This window comes from Pseudomonas sp. A39, from assembly GCF_058145955.1.
In genome coordinates, this window is record NZ_JBYVMD010000018.1 from 24,664 (window position 1) to 42,746 (window position 18,083).

The window sequence follows — 18,083 nt, forward strand, 5'->3', positions numbered from 1 at the left end:
CAGCCCCTTAGAAATAGCCTTGACGTTTTTTATCTTCCATTGAGCCGGCGCCATCGTGGTCGATGACACGGCCCTGGCGCTCGGAAGTTCGCGTCAGGAGCATTTCCTGAATGATGTCCGTCAGCGTCTCGGCTTCGGACTCCACCGCGCCCGTCAACGGGTAGCAGCCAAGGGTACGGAAACGGACTTTCTTTTTGACGATACGGGCTTTGTCTTCGTCGGACAGGTGCTCGAGGATGCGGTCGTCGTCGATCATGATCAACGTACCGTTCTTCTCGATCACGTCGCGTTCGGCGGCGAAGTACAGCGGTACGATCGGGATGCCTTCCAGGTAGATGTACTGCCAGATGTCCAGCTCGGTCCAGTTGGACAGCGGGAACACGCGGATGGACTCACCCTTGTTGACGTTGCCGTTGTAGACGTTCCACAGCTCGGGGCGCTGGTTTTTCGGGTCCCAGCGGTGCTTGCTGTCGCGGAACGAGTACACGCGCTCTTTGGCGCGGGATTTCTCTTCATCGCGACGGGCACCGCCAAAGGCTGCGTCGAAACCATGTTTGTCCAGGGCCTGCTTAAGGCCTTCGGTCTTCATGATGTCGGTGTGCTTGGCGCTGCCGTGGGTGAACGGGTTAATGCCCTGCGCCACGCCGTCCGGGTTGACGTGGGTAATCAGGTCCAGGCCCAGCTCTTCGACCATTTTGTCGCGGAACGTGTACATCTCCTGGAATTTCCAGCGGGTGTCGACGTGCATCACTGGGAACGGCAATTTGCCCGGGAAAAAGGCTTTGCGCGCCAGGTGCAGCATCACGGCGGAGTCTTTACCGATCGAGTAGAGCATCACCGGGTTATCGAACTCGGCGGCGACCTCGCGGATGATGTGGATGCTTTCCGCCTCCAGCTGTTTCAGATGCGTCAGTTTGTCGACCATGGTTACTCACGGAAAAACGATCTTATGGACGGCCAGCGGGCCGTGTTCGAGCGGGGCATGCTAGCACAGCACCTGCTTCTATTCAGGGCGCCAGCTAGATCGAAACGGTATATGAATATGCCCCCAGGTTTGGCCCTCAAATCGGGTTGGGGCAATCGATGAACAGGTGCTCAAGGGCAAAGCGCCGCGCCAGGTAATCGCCCAGCGCCTGCACGCCGTAACGCTCGGTGGCGTGGTGGCCGGCGGCGATGAAGCTGATGTCGTTTTCGCGGGCGCTGTGGAAGGTTTGCTCGGAAGCCTCGCCGCTGAGGAACAGGTCGACACCGGCCGCAATCGCATCGTCGATGTAGCCCTGGCCACCGCCGGTGCACCAACCGACGCGACGGATCATCTCGCTGCCTTCAATCAGCAGCGGCTCGCGCCCCATGACGTCCTGCACGCGGCGGGCGAAGTCGCGGGGCGACAGCGGCTCGGCAAGGGAGCCGACCAGGCCGACGATTTTAGGATTGCTCGGGTCCAGCGGGCCTTCGACGGTGATGTCCAGCTGGCGAGCGAGTTGCACGTTGTTGCCGACGTCGGGGTGCAGGTCCAGCGGCAGGTGGTAGGCCAACAGGCTGATGTCGTGCTTGAGCAGCGTCTTCAGGCGGCGCTGCTTCATGCCGGTAATGCAGGGGTTTTCGCCCTTCCAGAAATAACCGTGGTGCACCAGGATCAGGTCGGCCTGGGCCTCGACGGCCGCGTCCAGCAGGGCTTGGCTGGCGGTCACGCCGCTGACGATGCGCATCACTTGCGGGCGCCCTTCGACTTGCAAGCCATTGGGGCAATAATCGGCAATTTTTGCACTGCCGAGGTAGCGGTCTGCTTCCTCGACGAGGGTGGTAAGGGGGACGGCCATAAAAGACTCCTAAATATCCCGTTCGCAGGCGTCGCAGCCTCGTATAATGCGCGACATTATGGGCGCTCTCCCGCCCCCTGCAACCTGTCAGGACTTACTTGATGCTCAAGGCGCTGCGTTTTTTTGGATGGCCATTGTTGGCTGGCGTGCTGATCGCGATGCTGATTATTCAGCGTTTCCCGGAGCTGGTGGGTCTACCCAGCCTTGATGTGAACCTGCAACAGGCACCGCAGACCAGCGCGGTGGTGCAAGGCCCGGTGACGTACGCGGACGCGGTAGTGATCGCCGCACCCGCCGTGGTGAACCTGTATACCACCAAGGTCATCAACAAACCGGCCCATCCCCTGTTTGAAGACCCGCAGTTCCGCCGGTACTTCGGTGATAACGGGCCCAAGCAGCGGCGCATGGAGTCCAGCCTGGGTTCCGGGGTGATCATGAGCCCCGAAGGCTACATCCTCACCAATAACCATGTGACCACCGGCGCCGACCAGATTGTGGTGGCGCTGCGTGACGGTCGCGAAACCCTGGCCCGTGTGGTGGGCAGCGACCCGGAAACCGACCTCGCCGTCTTGAAGATCGATTTGAAAAACCTGCCGTCCATCACCCTCGGCCGTTCCGATGGCTTGCGGGTGGGCGATGTGGCACTGGCTATCGGCAACCCGTTCGGGGTGGGCCAGACCGTGACCATGGGGATCATCAGCGCCACCGGGCGTAACCAGTTGGGCCTCAACAGCTACGAAGACTTCATCCAGACCGACGCGGCGATCAACCCGGGCAACTCCGGCGGCGCGCTGGTGGATGCCAATGGCAACCTGACCGGTATCAACACGGCGATTTTCTCCAAGTCCGGCGGCTCCCAAGGCATCGGGTTTGCGATCCCGGTGAAGCTCGCGATGGAAGTGATGAAGTCGATCATCGAGCACGGCCAGGTGATTCGTGGCTGGCTGGGGATTGAAGTGCAGCCGTTGACCAAGGAACTTGCCGAGTCCTTCGGCTTGACCGGACGCCCCGGCATCGTGGTCGCCGGGATCTTCCGCGACGGCCCGGCGCAGAAAGCCGGCCTGCAGCTGGGGGATGTGATCCTCAGCATCAATGGCGAACCGGCCGGCGATGGCCGCAAGTCGATGAACCAGGTGGCGCGGATCAAGCCAACCGACAAGGTGGCGATCCAGGTGATGCGCAACGGTAAAGAGATCAAGCTGCTGGCGGAAATCGGCCTTCGCCCACCGCCGGCTCCGGTCAAGGAAGAGGAATAAGCGGCCTGATACAGGTACCCGTTCGCGGGTACCTGTAAGTTTATATTTCAAAGCAATTCATTCTCATTGGTCATGTTATATTGTTTCAATATCGCTATTGGAACGCTCTATCATGCCGTCTCGAAGAATCGCCCCCTTGGCTGGCCTGGCCTTGGGCTTGCTGCTCGATCCCGCCTTCGCCGAAGAAAACACCGTGGAACTCGACACCATCAGCGTCACCACCGACGCCTATGAGTCCGCCACGGGTCCGGTCAAAGGCTACCGCGCGACCCGTTCCGCCAGCGCGACAAAAACCGACACCGCCCTGCGCGATATCCCACAGTCCATCAGTGTGATTCCTGCCACGGTGCTCAAGGACCTGGGCAGCACCAATGTGGAACGCGCCCTGGAATTTGCCGGTGGCGTGTCCAAACAAAACAACTTCGGCGGCCTCACCCTCTACGAATACAGCGTGCGCGGCTTTACGACCTCAGAGTTCTACCAGGATGGGTTCAGCGCCAACCGTGGCTACCCGAGTACACCTGACGCGGCGAATATCGAACGCATCGAAGTGCTCAAGGGCCCCGCCGCCAGCCTGTATGGCCGGGGAGATCCTGGCGGCACCGTGAATATCGTCACCAAGAAGCCCCAACCGGAAGCCTTCACCACCGTGCAAACCAGCGCCGGCAGTTGGGACCGCTATCGCACTGCCGTTGACGTCAACACCCCGCTGGACGGCGAAGGCAACGTGCTGTCGCGGGTCAACCTGGCGGTGGAAGACAACCACAGCTTCCGCGACCACGTGCAGAGCAAGCGGGTATTCGTCGCCCCCTCGTTCAGTTGGCAGTTGGACCCGGACACCCGCCTGCTGGTGGAGAGCGAATTCGTTCGCCACAGCTCCACCTTCGATCGCGGCGTTGTCGACGCCCCGGGCGTCTCGCGCTCAACTTTCCTTGGCGAGCCGAACGACGGTGACATCGACAACCACAACAACCGTATCCAGGCCACCCTCGAACATCACCTCAACGACGCCTGGAAACTGCGCCTCGCCAGCCACTACAAACAAGGCAGCCTGTGGGGCGACGCCTCGGAAAACCGTGCGCTGAATGCCGACGGTCACACCCTCGACCGGCGCTACCGTGAACGCTCCATGGGCTGGCACGACAGCATTACCCAGTTGGAACTGCGCGGCCTGTTCGACATCGGCAGTTGGCAGCATGAGCTGCTGATCGGCACCGAATACGAGGACTACCGCAAGAAAGAACGTGTCACGGCTATCGGCGGCAGCCGCTACCCCATCGACCTCTACAACCCCGTCTACGGCCAGCCCAAACCCAACGGCACACGCTCCGGCACCGACTTCTTCGAGCAGACCAAAAGCCAGGCGCTGAACCTGCAAGACCAGATCATTTTCACCGACCGCCTGCGCGGCATGGTCGGCGCGCGCTTTGAGCATTTCGAGCAAAGCACCGATGACTTCGCGCGCAACCACGCCAAGAGCCGGCAAACCCACGACGCGCTGACCCAACGTGCCGGTCTGCTTTACCAGCTCACCCCACAAGTCGGGGTGTTCGCCAACGCCTCCACCTCGTTCAAACCCAACAGCGGTCTGGACGCCAACGGCAAAACCTTCAAACCGGAAGAAGGCGTGGGTTATGAAGTGGGGATCAAAAGCGAGCTGTTCGACGACCGCCTCAGCGCCACCCTCGCCGCGTTCCATATCGAAAAGGAAAACGTGCTCGCGCTGGACCCGGCCACCAACACCAGCCGCGCCATGGGCAAGGCACGCAGCCAAGGCTTCGACCTGCAACTGACAGGGCAAGTGACGGAGGCCGTGCGCGTGATCGGCGCGTTTGCGTACATCGACGCCGAAGTGACCAAGGGCGATAAAGCCATTCCCGCCGGCAGCCGGATTCTCGGCGTGGCCAAGCGCAGTGGCAGTCTGCTGGGCGTGTATGAATTCCAGGATGGTGTGTTGCGCGGCTCAGACCTGGGCGCGGCGTTCACTTACGTGGGGGATCGCTCCGGCGAGGCCGGCACGCGTTTCGAGCTGCCGGCTTACCACACGGTCGATCTGCTGGCCCATTACAAGGCCACGCAGAATGTCACCGTGGGCCTGAACCTCAACAACCTGTTTGATGAAAAGTACTACGAGCGGTCCTACAGCAATTACTGGATCAACCCTGGTGAACCGCGCAACCTCACGGTCAGCCTGACCCTAAGCCTGTAACGCAACCAACAGGTGGGAGGGGCAAGCCCCTCCCACACTTCGATCTTCACGTGGTTCGGTTACAGCGCCGTCGGTGCACGTTCGCACAGCGTATTGAGCGCCTTCGCCCACTGCGGGTCATCATTCAGGCACGGCACCAACACCAGCTCCTCGCCTCCCGCTTCGCGGAACTGCTCCAGCCCGCGATCGCCAATCTCCTCCAGCGTCTCGATGCAATCGGCGACAAACGCCGGGCACATCACCAGCAGCTTTTTCACGCCTTGCTGGGCCAAGGCCTCCAGGCGCGCTTCGGTGTAGGGTTCGATCCACTTGGCGCGGCCCAGCCGCGATTGGAAGGCCACTGACCATTTACCTTCCGGCAGCCCCATGCGCTCGGCGAAGTCGCGAGCGACGCTGAAACACTGCGCGCGATAGCACGTCTTGAGCACCTCGGCGGACGCGTTCTTGCAACAGTCGGCATCCTTGAAGCAATGCTGGCCGGTAGGGTCGAGCTTGGTCAGGTGGCGCTCAGGCAAGCCGTGGAAACTCAGCAGCAGGTGGTCGTAATCCTGCTCAACATAAGGCCGCGCGCTCGCGACCAGTGCGTCGAGATACTCCGGTTGATCGTAGAACGGCTGCAGGATCGAGAACTGCACATCGAGCTTTTTGTCGCGCACCACGCGCTTGGCTTCTTCGATCACCGTGGTCACAGTGCTGTCGGCAAATTGCGGGTACAGCGGCGCCAAGGTGACGTTACGGATGCCCTGGGTGGCGAGGCGGGTCAGCACGCTTTCAATCGACGGCTCGCCGTAGCGCATCGCCAATTCCACCGGGCCTTGGGTCCACTGCGCGGTCATCTGCTGCTGCAGGCGCCGACTGAGCACCACCAACGGCGAGCCCTCGTCCCACCAGATGGAGGCGTAGGCGTGCGCCGACTGCTCGGGGCGCTTGATCAAGATCAGCGACACCAGCAAGCGCCGCACCGGCCACGGCAGGTCGATCACATAAGGGTCCATCAGGAACTGATTGAGGTAGCTGCGCACATCGGCCACCGAAGTGGACGCCGGTGAGCCCAGGTTGACCAGTAACAACGCGTGATCCGTCATGCAACATCCTATCTCTAGAGGCGGCTGGACAATTCGTCCAGGGCCGCACGCAACTCAGTGAACTGGAAAGTGAAACCGGCGGCCAGCAACCGTTCGGGCACCGCCTTCTGCCCACCCAGCAACAGGCCGGACAACTCGCCCAGGCCTACCCTCAACGCAAAGGCCGGCATCGGCATGAACGCCGGACGGTGCAGCACCTGGCCCAGGGTTTTCGCAAACTCGCGATTGCGCACCGGGTGTGGCGCGCAGGCATTATAAGGACCGCTGGCGTCAGGCTTGTGCAGAAGAAAATCAATCAGGCCGATTTGATCCTTGATATGCACCCACGGCATCCACTGCCGACCCTTGCCGATCGGCCCACCCAGCCCCAGTTTGAACGGCAGCAACAGCCGCGACAAAAAGCCGCCCTCGGCCGCCAGCACCAAGCCGGTACGCACCAGCACTACGCGGATCCCCAGGGCTTCGGCGCGCTGGGCGGTTTCTTCCCAGGCGATGCACAGCTGGCTGGGGAAATCGTCCTGTACCGGGCCGCTGGCTTCGGTCAACTCGCGCTCGCCGCCGTCGCCGTACCAGCCCACCGCCGAACCGGAGATCAACACCGCGGGTTTTTGCGCGAGGGTTTCAAGCCAAGCCAGCAAGGTTTCCGTGAGGCTGATACGGCTGCTCCACAACAGCGCCTTGCGTTTATGGGTCCAAGGGCGGTCGGCGATCGGCGCGCCCGCAAGATTAATGACCGCGTCGACCGGGCCGATAACCTCTTGCAGGCTGGCAACACCCGACACCTGCTCGCCGCACAGTTTGGCGACCTGGTCCGGATGACGACTCCACACCGTCAAGCGATGGCCGTGGGCAAGCCAGTGCTTGCAGAGTTGACGGCCGATCAGGCCAGTACCGCCGGTCAGCAAAATGTGCATGGGATCTTCCTCATGTAACGTTCGCCGCCCACCACTGGTCTATTTTATAAGCAGGGATCATTTGAACGGGCATGACGTTGGATTAAGCCTCTGCTTTAACCATAGGTCACGCCGTAAGAACAGGTAAGCCAAAACTTATACCAAAAAACAATATTGTACAGCTATTGGTGTCGGCGTAGTCTGTACCCAACGGTAAAACGAGGCCTCCCATGACTGTTCCCATCGCGATCATCGGCACCGGCATCGCCGGTCTCTCCGCCGCCCGAGCGTTACGAGACGCGGGGCACGTTGTACAACTCTTCGATAAAAGCCGCGGCAGCGGTGGCCGCATGTCCAGCAAGCGCAGCGATGCCGGCTCCCTGGACATGGGCGCGCAATACTTCACCGCCCGCGACCGGCGCTTCGTCAACGAAGTGCAGCGTTGGCAAAGCAATGGCTGGGCCGAGCAATGGAAGCCCCAGCTGTATAACTTCAAATCCGGCCAGCTCACACCCTCCCCCGATGAACAAATCCGCTGGGTCGGCACGCCGCGCATGAGCGCGATCACCCGGGCCCTGCTCGATGACCTGCCGGTGGAGTTCGGGTGCCGCATCACCGAAGTGTTCCAGGGCAAACAACACTGGAACCTGCTGGATGCAGACAGCGAAAACCATGGTCCCTTCAGCCACGTCATCATCGCCACCCCGGCGCCCCAGGCCACTGCCCTGCTGGCTGCCGCGCCCAAGCTGGCGAGTGCCGCCGCCGGCGTGAAGATGGACCCGACCTGGGCCATCGCCTTGGCGTTCGATAAACCACTGGATACGCCCATGGAGGGCTGCTTTGTACAAGACAGCCCCCTCGACTGGCTCGCGCGCAATCGCAGCAAACCGGGGCGCGACACCGCCCTCGATACCTGGGTGCTGCATGCCACCAGCGCATGGAGCAAGGCCCATCTGGACCTGTCCAAGGAGGCGGTGATCGAGCACCTGCACGGCGCCTTCGCCGAACTGCTGCACAGCGCCATGCCCGCGCCGTCGTTCAGCCTGGCGCACCGCTGGCTCTATGCGCGACCGTCAAGCAGCCACGAGTTCGGCGTGCTGGCCGATGCCGACCTGGGCCTGTATGTGTGTGGCGACTGGTGCCTGTCGGGCCGCGTGGAAGGTGCATGGCTCAGCGGCCAGGAAGCCGCGCGACGCTTGATCGAACACCTGCAATGAACCGTATCAATCCCGCAAAATTGCTGCTGTCGAAGTGGACAGCAGCGCGCCCCCGAAACAAAGAAAAACACTTTCTGGTCACAGAGCTGTTTCGCGACGATGAAGGCACCGTGCTGGAAATCGAACTGCAAGCCGTCATGACCCTCCGCAGCGAACGCCTGCCCTGGCAAACCCTGCAAGATGTCGACGCGTGGAAAATCGGCTGGAAATAGCCCGCGCATAAACTTGTACAAATAATTTGACTTGTACAGCATCGAACCTATGATGAGATTTAGTTGTACAAGATTTAAATCTTGTACAGGAATCTTGCAGAGGATGGGTTTATGTCCAGCACCACCAAACCGAAGATCGGCGTCAGCGCCTGCCTGCTGGGCGAGAACGTGCGTTTCAACGGTGGCCATAAACAATCCCTGCTGTGCAGCCAGACCCTCGCCGACTATTTCGACTTCGTGCCGTTGTGCCCCGAAGTCGCCATTGGCCTGGGCATCCCGCGTGAACCTATCCGCTTGGTGGGCGACCCCGCCCACCCGCAAGCCGTCGGCACCGTGAACCGCGAGCTGAACGTCACCCAGCCTTTGGATGATTACGGCCAGCAGATGGCCGCGGAACACACTGACCTGTGCGGTTACATTTTTATGCAGAAGTCGCCGTCCTGTGGCCTGGAGCGGGTCAAGGTGTACCGCGAAAACGGCACCCCGGTCGACGGCGGCGGACGCGGTATCTACGCCCAGGCCTTTTGTGCACGCCACCCCAACCTGCCGGTGGAAGAAGATGGCCGGCTGAATGACCCCGTGCTGCGTGAAAACTTCCTGACCCGCGTGTTCGTGTACGCCAGTTGGCAGCAATTGCTCGCCGAAGGCCTGACCCGCCACCGCCTGCTGGCCTTTCATTCGCGCTACAAATACTTGTTGATGGCCCACAGCCCCGCGCATTACAAAAGCCTCGGCCACCTGCTGGGCAGCATGACCAAGGGCGCCAACCTCGATGAATTGGCCAGTTGTTATTTCAGCGACCTGATGACCGGCCTGACCAAGTGCGCCACCCGTGGCACCCACACCAACGTGCTTCAACACATCAGCGGCTATCTCAAGCAGGCCATCAGCGCCGACGACAAGCAGGAAATGCAAACCGTCATCGGCCAATACCGTCACGGCATCGTGCCATTGGTGGTGCCGTTGACCCTGCTCAAACACCACTTTCGCCAACACCCGGATCGCTACATCGCGCAGCAGGCGTACCTGCAACCGCATCCGGAAAACCTCAGCCTGCGAAATGCGATCTAGACCATGAAAGCTGCCCTGCTAGACGAACCCGGCGAAGACATCGCCCAAGCCCTCCAAGACGGCTGGCTGCCGATCCGCGAAGTGGCGCGCCAGACCGGCGTCAACGCCGTGACACTGCGCGCCTGGGAACGCCGCTACGGCCTGATCGTGCCGCAGCGCACGCCCAAGGGCCATCGGTTGTTCAGCGCCGAGCATGTCCAACGTATCCACACCATTCTCACCTGGCTCAATCGCGGCGTACCGGTCAGCCAGGTCAAAGGCCTGATCGACTCGGCCCTGACCGTCCCCGATACGGTGGAAAACGAATGGCACACCCTGCGCCAGACACTGGTGCACGCCATCAGCGAATTGGCCGAACGCCGCGTCGACGACGCGTTCAACCAGGCCATGGCGCTGTACCCGCCACGCACCTTGTGCGAGCAACTGCTGATGCCACTGCTGCAAGAGCTGGAACAGCGTTGGCAGGGTCAATTCGGCGCGCAGATGGAGCGGGTGTTCTTCCTGTCCTGGCTGCGCAGCAAGTTCGGTGCGCGTATCTACCACAACAACCGCCAGTTGCACGGCGCGCCATTGCTGCTGGTGAATCAATCTGACCTGCCGCTGGAGCCGCATCTGTGGCTGAGCGCCTGGCTGGCGAGCAGTGCCGACTGCCCGGTAGAAGTCTTCGACTGGCCGCTGCCCCCGGGTGAACTGGCTCTGTCGGTGGAACATCTGCAACCGCGCGCCGTGCTGCTGTATTCAAGCAAGGCGCTCCATTTGTCGGCATTCGCAAAACTTCTGAGCGGCATCAGTTGCCCAAAGTTGATCGTCGGACCAACGGTATGCATCCACCAGGCCGAGATGGCCGTATTAACCCATGACATCCCTGAGTTGCTCGTCGCCGAAGAGCCATTGGCGGCCCACCAGCTACTGATCCAGCGTGGACTTGTTTAAATGCATCTGATCTGGCTGCGCACCGACCTGCGCCTACACGACAACACCGCCCTGGCCGCCGCGAGCCAGCGGGGCCCGATCGCGGCTGTTTACCTGATCACGCCCGAGCAGTGGCTGGCCCACGACGATGCGCCGTGCAAAGTAGATTTCTGGCTGCGCAACCTGCACGCGCTGAGCGCCACCCTGGGCGAGCTGAACATTCCCCTGCTGATCCGCACCGCAGCCACCTGGGACCAGGCGCCCCGCGTACTGAGCCAACTGTGCCAGGAACTGTCGGTTGAGTCGGTGCACGTCAACGAGGAATACGGCATCCACGAAAGCCGTCGCGATGCGGCCGTGTCCAAGGCATTGGAAGCGCAAGGTGTCAGCTTCCACAGCTACCTGGACCAACTGTTCTTCCAGCCCGGCAGCGTGCTGACCAAGACCGGTACTTATTTCCAGGTGTTCAGCCAGTTTCGCAAGGTCTGCTACACCCGCTTGCACAGCGCCCTGCCACGCATCGTCGCAGCGCCAAAGGCTCAGGCCGCGCTCACGCTGAAAAGCGATCCGGTACCGACAACCGTCGAAGGTTTCGAGCCCCCCAGCCAAGCGCTGCGAGCCTTGTGGCCGGCGGGAGAGGACGAAGCACGTCGGCGTCTCGATGCCTTTGCCGACCAGCAAATCAGCTACTACAAGGACGAGCGCGACTTCCCCGCCAAGCCCGGCACCAGCCAGCTCTCGGCGTACCTCGCGGCGGGTGTGGTTTCGCCGCGCCAGTGCCTGCACGCCGCGCTGCAAACCAACGGCGGCGAGTTCGAAAGCGGCGACATGGGCGCCATTACCTGGATCAACGAATTGCTCTGGCGAGAGTTCTACAAGCACATTCTGGTGGGCTACCCACGGGTCTCGCGCCACCGCGCGTTCCGCCCCGAAACCGAAGCCGTGGCCTGGCGCGATGCGCCCAAAGACCTCGCGGCCTGGCAGGAGGCGCGCACCGGCCTGCCGATTATCGACGCCGCCATGCGCCAACTGCTGGAAACCGGCTGGATGCACAACCGCCTGCGCATGGTGGTGGCGATGTTCCTGACCAAGAACCTGCTGATCGACTGGCGCGAGGGCGAGCGCTTCTTTATGCGCCACCTGATCGACGGCGACCTGGCGGCCAATAACGGTGGCTGGCAGTGGAGTTCGTCCACCGGCACCGACTCGGCGCCGTACTTCCGGATTTTCAGCCCGTTGAGCCAATCGGAAAAGTTCGACAGTGACGGCGTGTTCATCAAGCACTGGCTGCCGGAACTGGCCGCGCTGAACAAAAAGGACGTACACAACCCCGAAGCCGCCGGTGGTTTGTTCGGCGTGGCGGACTACCCGCGCTCGATTGTCGACCTGAAAAAATCCCGCGAACGTGCCTTGGCCGCCTTCCGCAGCCTGCCCTCGCGCCAGGCCGCAGGGGGCGAATATGAGTGACTTCCTGCGCCGCTTCGCCCAGGCCTTTGCCACGCTGGATAAACACAACCTGCACCTGCTGGACAGCCTGTACAGCCAAGACATCGCCTTCACCGACCCCTTGCACGAAGTGCATGGCCTGCCTGCCCTGCACCGCTACTTCGCGGAGCTGTACGGGAATGTCAGCCAGTTGCGTTTCGACTTCCACGGTTTCGACCAAGTGGCCGAAGGTGAAGGTTACCTGCGCTGGAAGATGAGTTTTTGCCACCCGCGCCTGGCCAACGGCAAGGTCATCCGGGTGGAAGGCTGCTCGCACCTGATGTGGCGAGACAAGGTGTACCGCCACCGTGATTATTTCGATGCTGGCGCTCTGCTGTACGAGCACTTACCCGTGCTGGGCAGAGTCGTCGGTTGGCTGAAAAGGAGAGTGGGATGAGCGCAGTACCCCCCCGTCGTTACTGGCTGACAGGTGCCAGCAGTGGCATCGGTGCCTCGCTGGCCGTGGAACTGCTCAACAGCGGCGCCCATGTGGCGCTGAGCTCGCGCACGAAAGGGCCTTTGGAGGCGCTCGCGCAACGCTATCCCGGCCAAGTACTGGTGGTGGCGGGCGACCTGACCGACAGCCAGACCGTGCGCGAGATCGGTGAACAGATCGGCAGGGCCTGGGGCGCGCTGGACACCGTGATCCTGAATGCCGGCACCTGTGAATATGTGGACGCACGGCAGTTTGACTCATCAATCATCGAGCACGTGGTGCGCACCAACCTGTTGGCCAGCAGCTATTGCATCGAAGCCGCCCTGCCGCTGTTGCGCGCAGGATCAACGCCGCACCTGGTGGGCGTCGCCAGCGCCGTGACCTACCTGCCAATGCCGCGCGCCGAAGCCTATGGCGCCTCGAAGGCCGGCTTGCGTTACCTGTTCGAATCCTTGCGCATCAGCCTGTCGCCAGAAAATATCGACGTGACCGTGATCAGCCCAGGCTTCGTCGACACGCCACTGACCGAACGCAATGATTTCCCGATGCCGCTCAGTTGGTCGGCGGACAAAGCCGCACGGCATATCTTCGCCAAGCTGGATAAACGTCCGCTGGAAATTGCCTTTCCCGCCCTGTTTATCGCCACCCTCTGGCCGCTGTCGAAACTGCCGAACCGCGCACAACTGATCATCGGCAAACGCATGTTGCGCAGCCCACCGCCGAAAAAGGACGACCTGTGAAGATCGCCATCATCGGTAGCGGCATCGCCGGCCTCACCAGTGCCTACCTGCTCAGTCGCCGTCATGACATCACGGTGTTCGAAGCGGGCGACCGCATCGGCGGGCATACCCACACGGTCAACGTGACCGTCGAGGGTAAAAGCTATGCGGTAGACACCGGTTTCATCGTGTTCAACGACTGGACCTACCCCAACTTCATGCGCCTGCTGGGGCAAATCGGGGTAACGTTCAAACCCACCGAAATGAGCTTTTCGGTGTGCGACGAGAACACCCGGTTCGAGTACAACGGCAATAACCTCAACAGCTTGTTTGCCCAGCGTCGCAATATCTTGTCGCCGGGGTTCTGGGGCATGTTGCGCGATATCCTGCGTTTCAACCGCCAGGCACCGCTGGACCTGCAGGAACAACGCATCAGCGCCGAGATGACCCTGGGCGATTACCTCACGGCCGGGCATTACGGCGAGCGGTTTATCCGCCACTACATCGTGCCGATGGGCGCGGCGATCTGGTCGATGTCATTGGCCGACATGCTCGGGTTCCCCTTGCAGTTCTTTGTGCGCTTCTTCAAGAACCACGGCTTGCTCTCGGTGAGTAATCGCCCACAGTGGTGCGTGATCGAAGGTGGCTCAAGCCGCTACATCGAACCGCTGACCCGCCGCTTTCGCGAACACATCCGCCTCAATTGCCCCGTGCATCAAGTTGAGCGTACGGACGACGGCGTGATTATCCACAGCCCTGCCGGCAGCGAAACCTTTGACCGTGTGGTCTTCGCCTGCCACAGCGACCAAGCATTGGCCTTGCTCGCGGACCCCAGCCAGGCCGAACGTGAGATCCTCGGCGCAATGCCCTACGCCGACAACGACGTGGTGCTGCACACCGATACCCGCCTGCTGCCCGACCGCAAGCTGGCCTGGGCCAGCTGGAACTATCGCCTGACCGGCAACACGCACACGCAGGCGGCGGTGACTTACGACATGAACATCCTGCAAGGCATCGACAGCGCCACCACCTTTTGCGTGAGCCTGAACCAGACGTCGATGATCAACCCGCTTAAGGTCCTGGCCCGCTACACCTACGCCCACCCGCAATACAGCCTGGCAGCGGTGGCGGCCCAAGGTCGTTGGGAGGACGTGTCTGGCGTGCGTAACACCTTCTACTGTGGCGCCTACTGGGCCAACGGTTTCCACGAAGACGGCTTGGTCAGCGCCTTGCGCGTGGCCGAAGCCTTTGGGGAAACCCTGTGAACAGCGCCCTGTACAGTGGCTGGATAGCCCATCGCCGGTTTACGCCCAAGGCCCATGCCTTTCGCTACCGCATCGGCCTGCTGTACCTGGACCTGAGCGAAGAGCAGCAAGTGCTCGAGCTTTCACCTCTGGCGGGGCGCAGCCGTTTGGCGCCCTTCGGTTTTCGCCAGCAGGACTACCTGCGTGAATTCACGCGCACCGGCATGAGCTTGAGCGATGCCGTGCGCCAGGAAGTCGGCAAGGCACTGGGGCGTACACCCCAGGGCGTTATCTGCCTACTGACCCAGGCTCGCAGTTGGGGCCTGGCTTTTAACCCCGTGAGTTTCTTCTACTGCTTCGAGGCCGACGGACGTCTGGCCGCGATCCTGTGTGAAGTGACCAACACCCCGTGGCGCGAGCGCTATCACTATGTGCTGCCGGCCCAGGCCTTGAGTGCGGATGAGCATCAGCATTTCGCCGTGGCCAAGGCCTTCCATGTGTCGCCGTTCTTGCCGCGCGACCTGGAATACCGCATGAGCTTCAGCCCACCCGCCGCCAAACTCGGCGTGCACATGGCCGATTGGCAGGGCACGCAAAAGGTCTTCGACGCGACCTTGAGCCTGCAAAAAGAAACGCTCAACCGCGCCAGCCTGCACCGCTACCTGTGGCGCTTTCCGTGGATGACCGCCAAGACCTGCCTGGCCATCTATTGGCAAGCCACGCGCCTGTTACTCAAACGTACACCGATTTTTTCCCATCAGGCCGCCGATGGCGCCTCACGCACCGCAGTCGGGTATACCAAGGATCGCCGCCATGAAATCCCCTAGCTTATCGGTCAAGGGCAATCGCCTGAACGTCAATGGCATGACCACTGCGCTATTGCGCAAAGGCGTGCTGCGCCAACTCAGCCAATTGCGCCATGGCCAGTTGGTGGTGATCGAGGATGGCGAGCGGCAAGTATTCGGCGCACGGGAAGCGCACTTGCTGGGAGAGATCCAAGTGCTCGATTCAGCCGTGTGGGGCCTGGTGGCGGCCAACGGCTCCATCGGTGCCGGTGAAGCATTTATCCACGGTTATTGGACCAGTCCGGACCTGACCGCCGTGGTGCGCGTGATGGTCAGCAACCTGGACGTGCTCGACGCGATGGAAGGTGGCCTCGCGCGCCTGGCTCGGCCGTTCACCCAGGGCTTGCACTGGCTCAACCGCAACACGCGCAAGGGCTCGCAGAAAAACATCGCCGCCCACTACGACCTGGGTAATGACCTGTTCGAAGAGTTTCTCGACCCCACCATGATGTACTCGGCGGCGCAGTTTCTAACTGCTGAGGACACCCTGGAGCAGGCGCAACTGAACAAACTGGAACGCATCTGCCAAAAGCTCGCGCTCAAGCCCACCGATCATTTACTCGAAATCGGCACCGGCTGGGGCAGCATGGCGCTGTACGCGGCGCAACATTACGGCTGCAAGGTCACCACCACGACCCTGTCCAAGGAACAGTTCGCCTACACCGAGCAACGCATCGCGGCCCTGGGGCTGCAAAGCCAGGTCACGCTGCTGCTGAAGGATTACCGCGACCTGACCGGCCAGTACGACAAGCTGGTGTCCATCGAGATGATCGAGGCAGTGGGGCATCGCTTCCTGCCAACCTACTTCAAGCAATGCGCGCACTTGCTCAAGAATGACGGGCTGATGTTGCTGCAAGCCATCACCATTCGTGAGCAGCGCTTTGAACAGGCCAAGCGCAGTGTGGATTTTATCCAGCGCTATATCTTTCCCGGCGGCGCCCTGCCCTGCGTGCAGAACATGCTGCACATCGTCAGCCGCGATACCGATATGAACCTGTTGCACATGGAGGATTTCGGCCTGCATTACGCGCGCACCTTGCGCTTGTGGCATGAGAATTTTCGCCGCGCCCACGGCCGCCTCACAGAATTAGGCTACGACGAATACTTCCTGCGTCTGTGGGAGTTTTACCTGTGCTACTGCGAAGGCGGCTTTATGGAGCGCACGATCGGCACGGCGCAATTGCTGCTGGCCAAGCCATCGGCGATCAACCCGCCGCTGCTCGGGCGTTTCAGTGCTTAAGACGCTGGCCAATGCCGCACTCTTCCAGTGCGGCTGGTTTGCCTGCGTGCTCGGCGGTGACAGCCGGTGGTTACTGGTAGGACTGGCCGTGCTGGCGGTTCATCTGCTGTGGATAAGTTCGTGGGCTGAAGACGGCAGGCTGATCCTCAGCGTTACGGTCTTGGGCACGCTACTGGATACCGCATTGCGCACGCTGGGGGTGTTTCAATTCACCGAGCCGGGCCCGCTGATTCCTTTCTGGTTGATCCTGCTGTGGGCGTTGCTGGCGACCACGCTGCGCCATTGCCTGGCCTGGAGCGCCCGCCCCTGGTGGCGTGCGGCGGTATTGGGCGCCTTGGGCGGCCCGCTCTCTTACTATGCCGGCAGCCAGTTGGCGGGGGTGCAGTTTGGTTTCGGCCTCGCGCCCACGATGGCCGTGCTGGCGCTGCTGTGGGCCGCGGTATTCGTGGGGCTGCACCGGTTGGCGCGCTGACGTCCGTCAGTCGCTTCACACGTGGGCCACCCGCTTGCCTTACACTGCGCGCCTATGACTAACATCCCGCATACCCAAATCACCGAACCCGTCGTCACTTGCTCGACGTGTGCGGCCTGCTGCTGTCAGCTGGAAGTCATGCTGATCACCGATACGGGCGTACCGGAGCGCTATATCGACACCGATGATTGGGGCGGCGAAGTGATGCTGCGCCTGGACGACGGCTGGTGCGCGGCGCTGGATCGGGACACGATGATGTGTACGATCTACGAGCGACGTCCGCTGATTTGCCGGGAGTTCGAGATGGGCGCGCCCGAGTGCCTGGAAGAGCGACAGGGTATCGCTACCGCCTACCGCTGATGCTGAAGATTGTGGCAATCAACTGTGGGAGGGGGCTTGCCCCCTCCCACATGGTTTTTTCAGTGTCCTGAAGGGTTACAACGGCAAGGTGTAGTGCAACGAGTAGCTCTCTACCCCGTCGTTATTGCTGCTGATCCCTGCATTGGAGTAATGCGTGGCACGGATGCCCACTTCATGCCCGCCGGCAAAGCGCAGGCCGAAGCCCAGGCGATCTTCGAACTGGAAAGCCTGGCCGATGTTGTTGTCTTCCAGCTTGGTGCGCGAGAACACCGCCACCCCGATCCCGGCTTCGATATAAGGCTTCACCGATTCGCCGGCAAATTCGTACACAAATACCGGCGAGAACGACAGGCTGCTGGCGCTGGCACGCTTGTCACCGTCCCAATAGGTGTAGGCGCCGCTCCAGTAGCCGGTCAATCGACCGGTATCGCTCTGCCACCAGCTTTTATCCCAGTCCGATGTCAGCCCCAGCCGATAGGTCATGGTCGAATCGCTGGTGCTCCCCACCCCCAATTCCAGGCCAGCGGCCTGTGCCGAAACAGAGTGCCCCACTACAACGGCCGCAATCGCAGCCAAACAGAACAAGCGCTTCATAAGAAACATCCTT

At 61.5% G+C, this 18,083-nt stretch carries 19 protein-coding genes; 14 read left to right on the forward strand and 5 right to left on the reverse strand.

All coding sequences use genetic code 11. The features are described 5' to 3' along the window. Positions 1 to 7: 7 nt before the first annotated feature. Entirely contained in the window at positions 8 to 925 is a 918-nt protein-coding gene (cysD, locus tag AC3ZU9_RS15620; RefSeq protein ID WP_012722132.1) for a sulfate adenylyltransferase subunit CysD, read from the reverse strand. A gap of 136 nt (positions 926 to 1,061) precedes the next feature. Further along, on the reverse strand, positions 1,062 to 1,820 hold the full coding sequence (locus AC3ZU9_RS15625) for a Nif3-like dinuclear metal center hexameric protein (RefSeq protein WP_012722131.1): 759 nt from the start codon (positions 1,818 to 1,820) through the stop codon (positions 1,062 to 1,064). A 101-nt stretch (positions 1,821 to 1,921) separates the two neighbouring features. On the opposite strand from AC3ZU9_RS15625, the gene algW reads away from it, so the two are divergent. Next, positions 1,922 to 3,076: a Do family serine endopeptidase AlgW gene (gene algW, locus AC3ZU9_RS15630; protein WP_012722130.1), complete on the forward strand. Its 1,155-nt coding sequence runs from the start codon at positions 1,922 to 1,924 to the stop codon at positions 3,074 to 3,076. Positions 3,077 to 3,188: 112 nt separating this feature from the next. Beyond that, entirely contained in the window at positions 3,189 to 5,285 is a 2,097-nt protein-coding gene (locus tag AC3ZU9_RS15635) for a TonB-dependent siderophore receptor (RefSeq protein ID WP_490090962.1), read from the forward strand. Between the two features lie 59 nt (positions 5,286 to 5,344). On the opposite strand, the gene hemH is transcribed toward AC3ZU9_RS15635, so the two are convergent. Together hemH and AC3ZU9_RS15645 are read right to left on the reverse strand one after the other, a co-directional pair. Next, positions 5,345 to 6,370, reverse strand: a complete 1,026-nt coding sequence (gene hemH / locus AC3ZU9_RS15640; protein WP_012722128.1) for a ferrochelatase — start codon at positions 6,368 to 6,370, stop codon at positions 5,345 to 5,347. Between the two features lie 14 nt (positions 6,371 to 6,384). Continuing rightward, positions 6,385 to 7,284, reverse strand: a complete 900-nt coding sequence (locus tag AC3ZU9_RS15645; protein ID WP_102061556.1) for a TIGR01777 family oxidoreductase — start codon at positions 7,282 to 7,284, stop codon at positions 6,385 to 6,387. A 209-nt stretch (positions 7,285 to 7,493) separates the two neighbouring features. Between AC3ZU9_RS15645 and AC3ZU9_RS15650 the strand changes: the two genes are divergently transcribed. From AC3ZU9_RS15650 to AC3ZU9_RS15705, 12 genes are all read left to right on the forward strand, one after another. Next, positions 7,494 to 8,480 carry an NAD(P)/FAD-dependent oxidoreductase gene (locus AC3ZU9_RS15650; protein WP_012722126.1) on the forward strand — a complete coding sequence of 329 codons (987 nt, stop codon included), beginning with the start codon at positions 7,494 to 7,496 and terminating at the stop codon, positions 8,478 to 8,480. Then, entirely contained in the window at positions 8,477 to 8,692 is a 216-nt protein-coding gene (locus AC3ZU9_RS15655) for a TIGR02450 family Trp-rich protein (RefSeq protein WP_012722125.1), read from the forward strand. Before AC3ZU9_RS15650 ends, AC3ZU9_RS15655 begins: the two co-directional genes overlap by 4 nt. A 111-nt stretch (positions 8,693 to 8,803) precedes the next feature. Beyond that, the gene (locus tag AC3ZU9_RS15660; protein WP_012722124.1) at positions 8,804 to 9,763 is read left to right on the forward strand and encodes a YbgA family protein; all 960 of its coding nucleotides are present in this window, start codon (positions 8,804 to 8,806) and stop codon (positions 9,761 to 9,763) included. A 3-nt stretch (positions 9,764 to 9,766) separates the two neighbouring features. Further along, positions 9,767 to 10,696 (forward strand): MerR family transcriptional regulator, encoded by a 930-nt coding sequence (locus AC3ZU9_RS15665; RefSeq protein ID WP_490090963.1) that lies wholly within the window; start codon positions 9,767 to 9,769, stop codon positions 10,694 to 10,696. Then, positions 10,697 to 12,142, forward strand: a complete 1,446-nt coding sequence (gene phrB / locus AC3ZU9_RS15670) for a deoxyribodipyrimidine photo-lyase (RefSeq protein WP_490090964.1) — start codon at positions 10,697 to 10,699, stop codon at positions 12,140 to 12,142. It begins immediately after the preceding gene. Continuing rightward, positions 12,135 to 12,557 (forward strand): nuclear transport factor 2 family protein, encoded by a 423-nt coding sequence (locus AC3ZU9_RS15675; RefSeq protein WP_012722121.1) that lies wholly within the window; start codon positions 12,135 to 12,137, stop codon positions 12,555 to 12,557. Before phrB ends, AC3ZU9_RS15675 begins: the two co-directional genes overlap by 8 nt. Continuing rightward, positions 12,554 to 13,336 (forward strand): SDR family NAD(P)-dependent oxidoreductase, encoded by a 783-nt coding sequence (locus AC3ZU9_RS15680; RefSeq protein ID WP_012722120.1) that lies wholly within the window; start codon positions 12,554 to 12,556, stop codon positions 13,334 to 13,336. The genes AC3ZU9_RS15675 and AC3ZU9_RS15680 overlap by 4 nt, the downstream gene beginning before the upstream one ends. Then, positions 13,333 to 14,580 carry an NAD(P)/FAD-dependent oxidoreductase gene (locus AC3ZU9_RS15685; protein WP_490090965.1) on the forward strand — a complete coding sequence of 416 codons (1,248 nt, stop codon included), beginning with the start codon at positions 13,333 to 13,335 and terminating at the stop codon, positions 14,578 to 14,580. The genes AC3ZU9_RS15680 and AC3ZU9_RS15685 overlap by 4 nt, the downstream gene beginning before the upstream one ends. Next, positions 14,577 to 15,386, forward strand: a complete 810-nt coding sequence (locus AC3ZU9_RS15690; RefSeq protein ID WP_102061551.1) for a DUF1365 domain-containing protein — start codon at positions 14,577 to 14,579, stop codon at positions 15,384 to 15,386. The genes AC3ZU9_RS15685 and AC3ZU9_RS15690 overlap by 4 nt, the downstream gene beginning before the upstream one ends. Further along, the gene (locus AC3ZU9_RS15695; protein ID WP_012722117.1) at positions 15,373 to 16,644 is read left to right on the forward strand and encodes an SAM-dependent methyltransferase; all 1,272 of its coding nucleotides are present in this window, start codon (positions 15,373 to 15,375) and stop codon (positions 16,642 to 16,644) included. The genes AC3ZU9_RS15690 and AC3ZU9_RS15695 overlap by 14 nt, the downstream gene beginning before the upstream one ends. After that, positions 16,637 to 17,116: a DUF2878 domain-containing protein gene (locus AC3ZU9_RS15700; protein WP_102061550.1), complete on the forward strand. Its 480-nt coding sequence runs from the start codon at positions 16,637 to 16,639 to the stop codon at positions 17,114 to 17,116. The genes AC3ZU9_RS15695 and AC3ZU9_RS15700 overlap by 8 nt, the downstream gene beginning before the upstream one ends. 54 nt (positions 17,117 to 17,170) lie before the next feature. Next, the gene (locus AC3ZU9_RS15705; RefSeq protein WP_043204759.1) at positions 17,171 to 17,476 is read left to right on the forward strand and encodes a YkgJ family cysteine cluster protein; all 306 of its coding nucleotides are present in this window, start codon (positions 17,171 to 17,173) and stop codon (positions 17,474 to 17,476) included. Between the two features lie 75 nt (positions 17,477 to 17,551). On the opposite strand, the gene AC3ZU9_RS15710 is transcribed toward AC3ZU9_RS15705, so the two are convergent. Further along, positions 17,552 to 18,070 carry an acyloxyacyl hydrolase gene (locus tag AC3ZU9_RS15710; RefSeq protein WP_043204758.1) on the reverse strand — a complete coding sequence of 173 codons (519 nt, stop codon included), beginning with the start codon at positions 18,068 to 18,070 and terminating at the stop codon, positions 17,552 to 17,554. Positions 18,071 to 18,083: the final 13 nt, after the last annotated feature.

What these genes read in the sequence shown, in the direction of transcription:
- AC3ZU9_RS15650 (WP_012722126.1), top strand. Translation starts at nt 7,494, where the DNA reads ATGACTGTTCCCATCGCGATCATCGGCACCGGCATCGCCGGTCTCTCC.
- AC3ZU9_RS15710 (WP_043204758.1), bottom strand. Translation starts at nt 18,070, where the DNA reads ATGAAGCGCTTGTTCTGTTTGGCTGCGATTGCGGCCGTTGTAGTGGGG.
- AC3ZU9_RS15665 (WP_490090963.1), top strand. Translation starts at nt 9,767, where the DNA reads ATGAAAGCTGCCCTGCTAGACGAACCCGGCGAAGACATCGCCCAAGCC.
- cysD (WP_012722132.1), bottom strand. Translation starts at nt 925, where the DNA reads ATGGTCGACAAACTGACGCATCTGAAACAGCTGGAGGCGGAAAGCATC.
- AC3ZU9_RS15695 (WP_012722117.1), top strand. Translation starts at nt 15,373, where the DNA reads ATGAAATCCCCTAGCTTATCGGTCAAGGGCAATCGCCTGAACGTCAAT.
- AC3ZU9_RS15675 (WP_012722121.1), top strand. Translation starts at nt 12,135, where the DNA reads ATGAGTGACTTCCTGCGCCGCTTCGCCCAGGCCTTTGCCACGCTGGAT.
- AC3ZU9_RS15680 (WP_012722120.1), top strand. Translation starts at nt 12,554, where the DNA reads ATGAGCGCAGTACCCCCCCGTCGTTACTGGCTGACAGGTGCCAGCAGT.
- AC3ZU9_RS15645 (WP_102061556.1), bottom strand. Translation starts at nt 7,284, where the DNA reads ATGCACATTTTGCTGACCGGCGGTACTGGCCTGATCGGCCGTCAACTC.
- hemH (WP_012722128.1), bottom strand. Translation starts at nt 6,370, where the DNA reads ATGACGGATCACGCGTTGTTACTGGTCAACCTGGGCTCACCGGCGTCC.
- AC3ZU9_RS15655 (WP_012722125.1), top strand. Translation starts at nt 8,477, where the DNA reads ATGAACCGTATCAATCCCGCAAAATTGCTGCTGTCGAAGTGGACAGCA.
- AC3ZU9_RS15625 (WP_012722131.1), bottom strand. Translation starts at nt 1,820, where the DNA reads ATGGCCGTCCCCCTTACCACCCTCGTCGAGGAAGCAGACCGCTACCTC.
- AC3ZU9_RS15705 (WP_043204759.1), top strand. Translation starts at nt 17,171, where the DNA reads ATGACTAACATCCCGCATACCCAAATCACCGAACCCGTCGTCACTTGC.
- AC3ZU9_RS15660 (WP_012722124.1), top strand. Translation starts at nt 8,804, where the DNA reads ATGTCCAGCACCACCAAACCGAAGATCGGCGTCAGCGCCTGCCTGCTG.
- phrB (WP_490090964.1), top strand. Translation starts at nt 10,697, where the DNA reads ATGCATCTGATCTGGCTGCGCACCGACCTGCGCCTACACGACAACACC.
- AC3ZU9_RS15635 (WP_490090962.1), top strand. Translation starts at nt 3,189, where the DNA reads ATGCCGTCTCGAAGAATCGCCCCCTTGGCTGGCCTGGCCTTGGGCTTG.
- algW (WP_012722130.1), top strand. Translation starts at nt 1,922, where the DNA reads ATGCTCAAGGCGCTGCGTTTTTTTGGATGGCCATTGTTGGCTGGCGTG.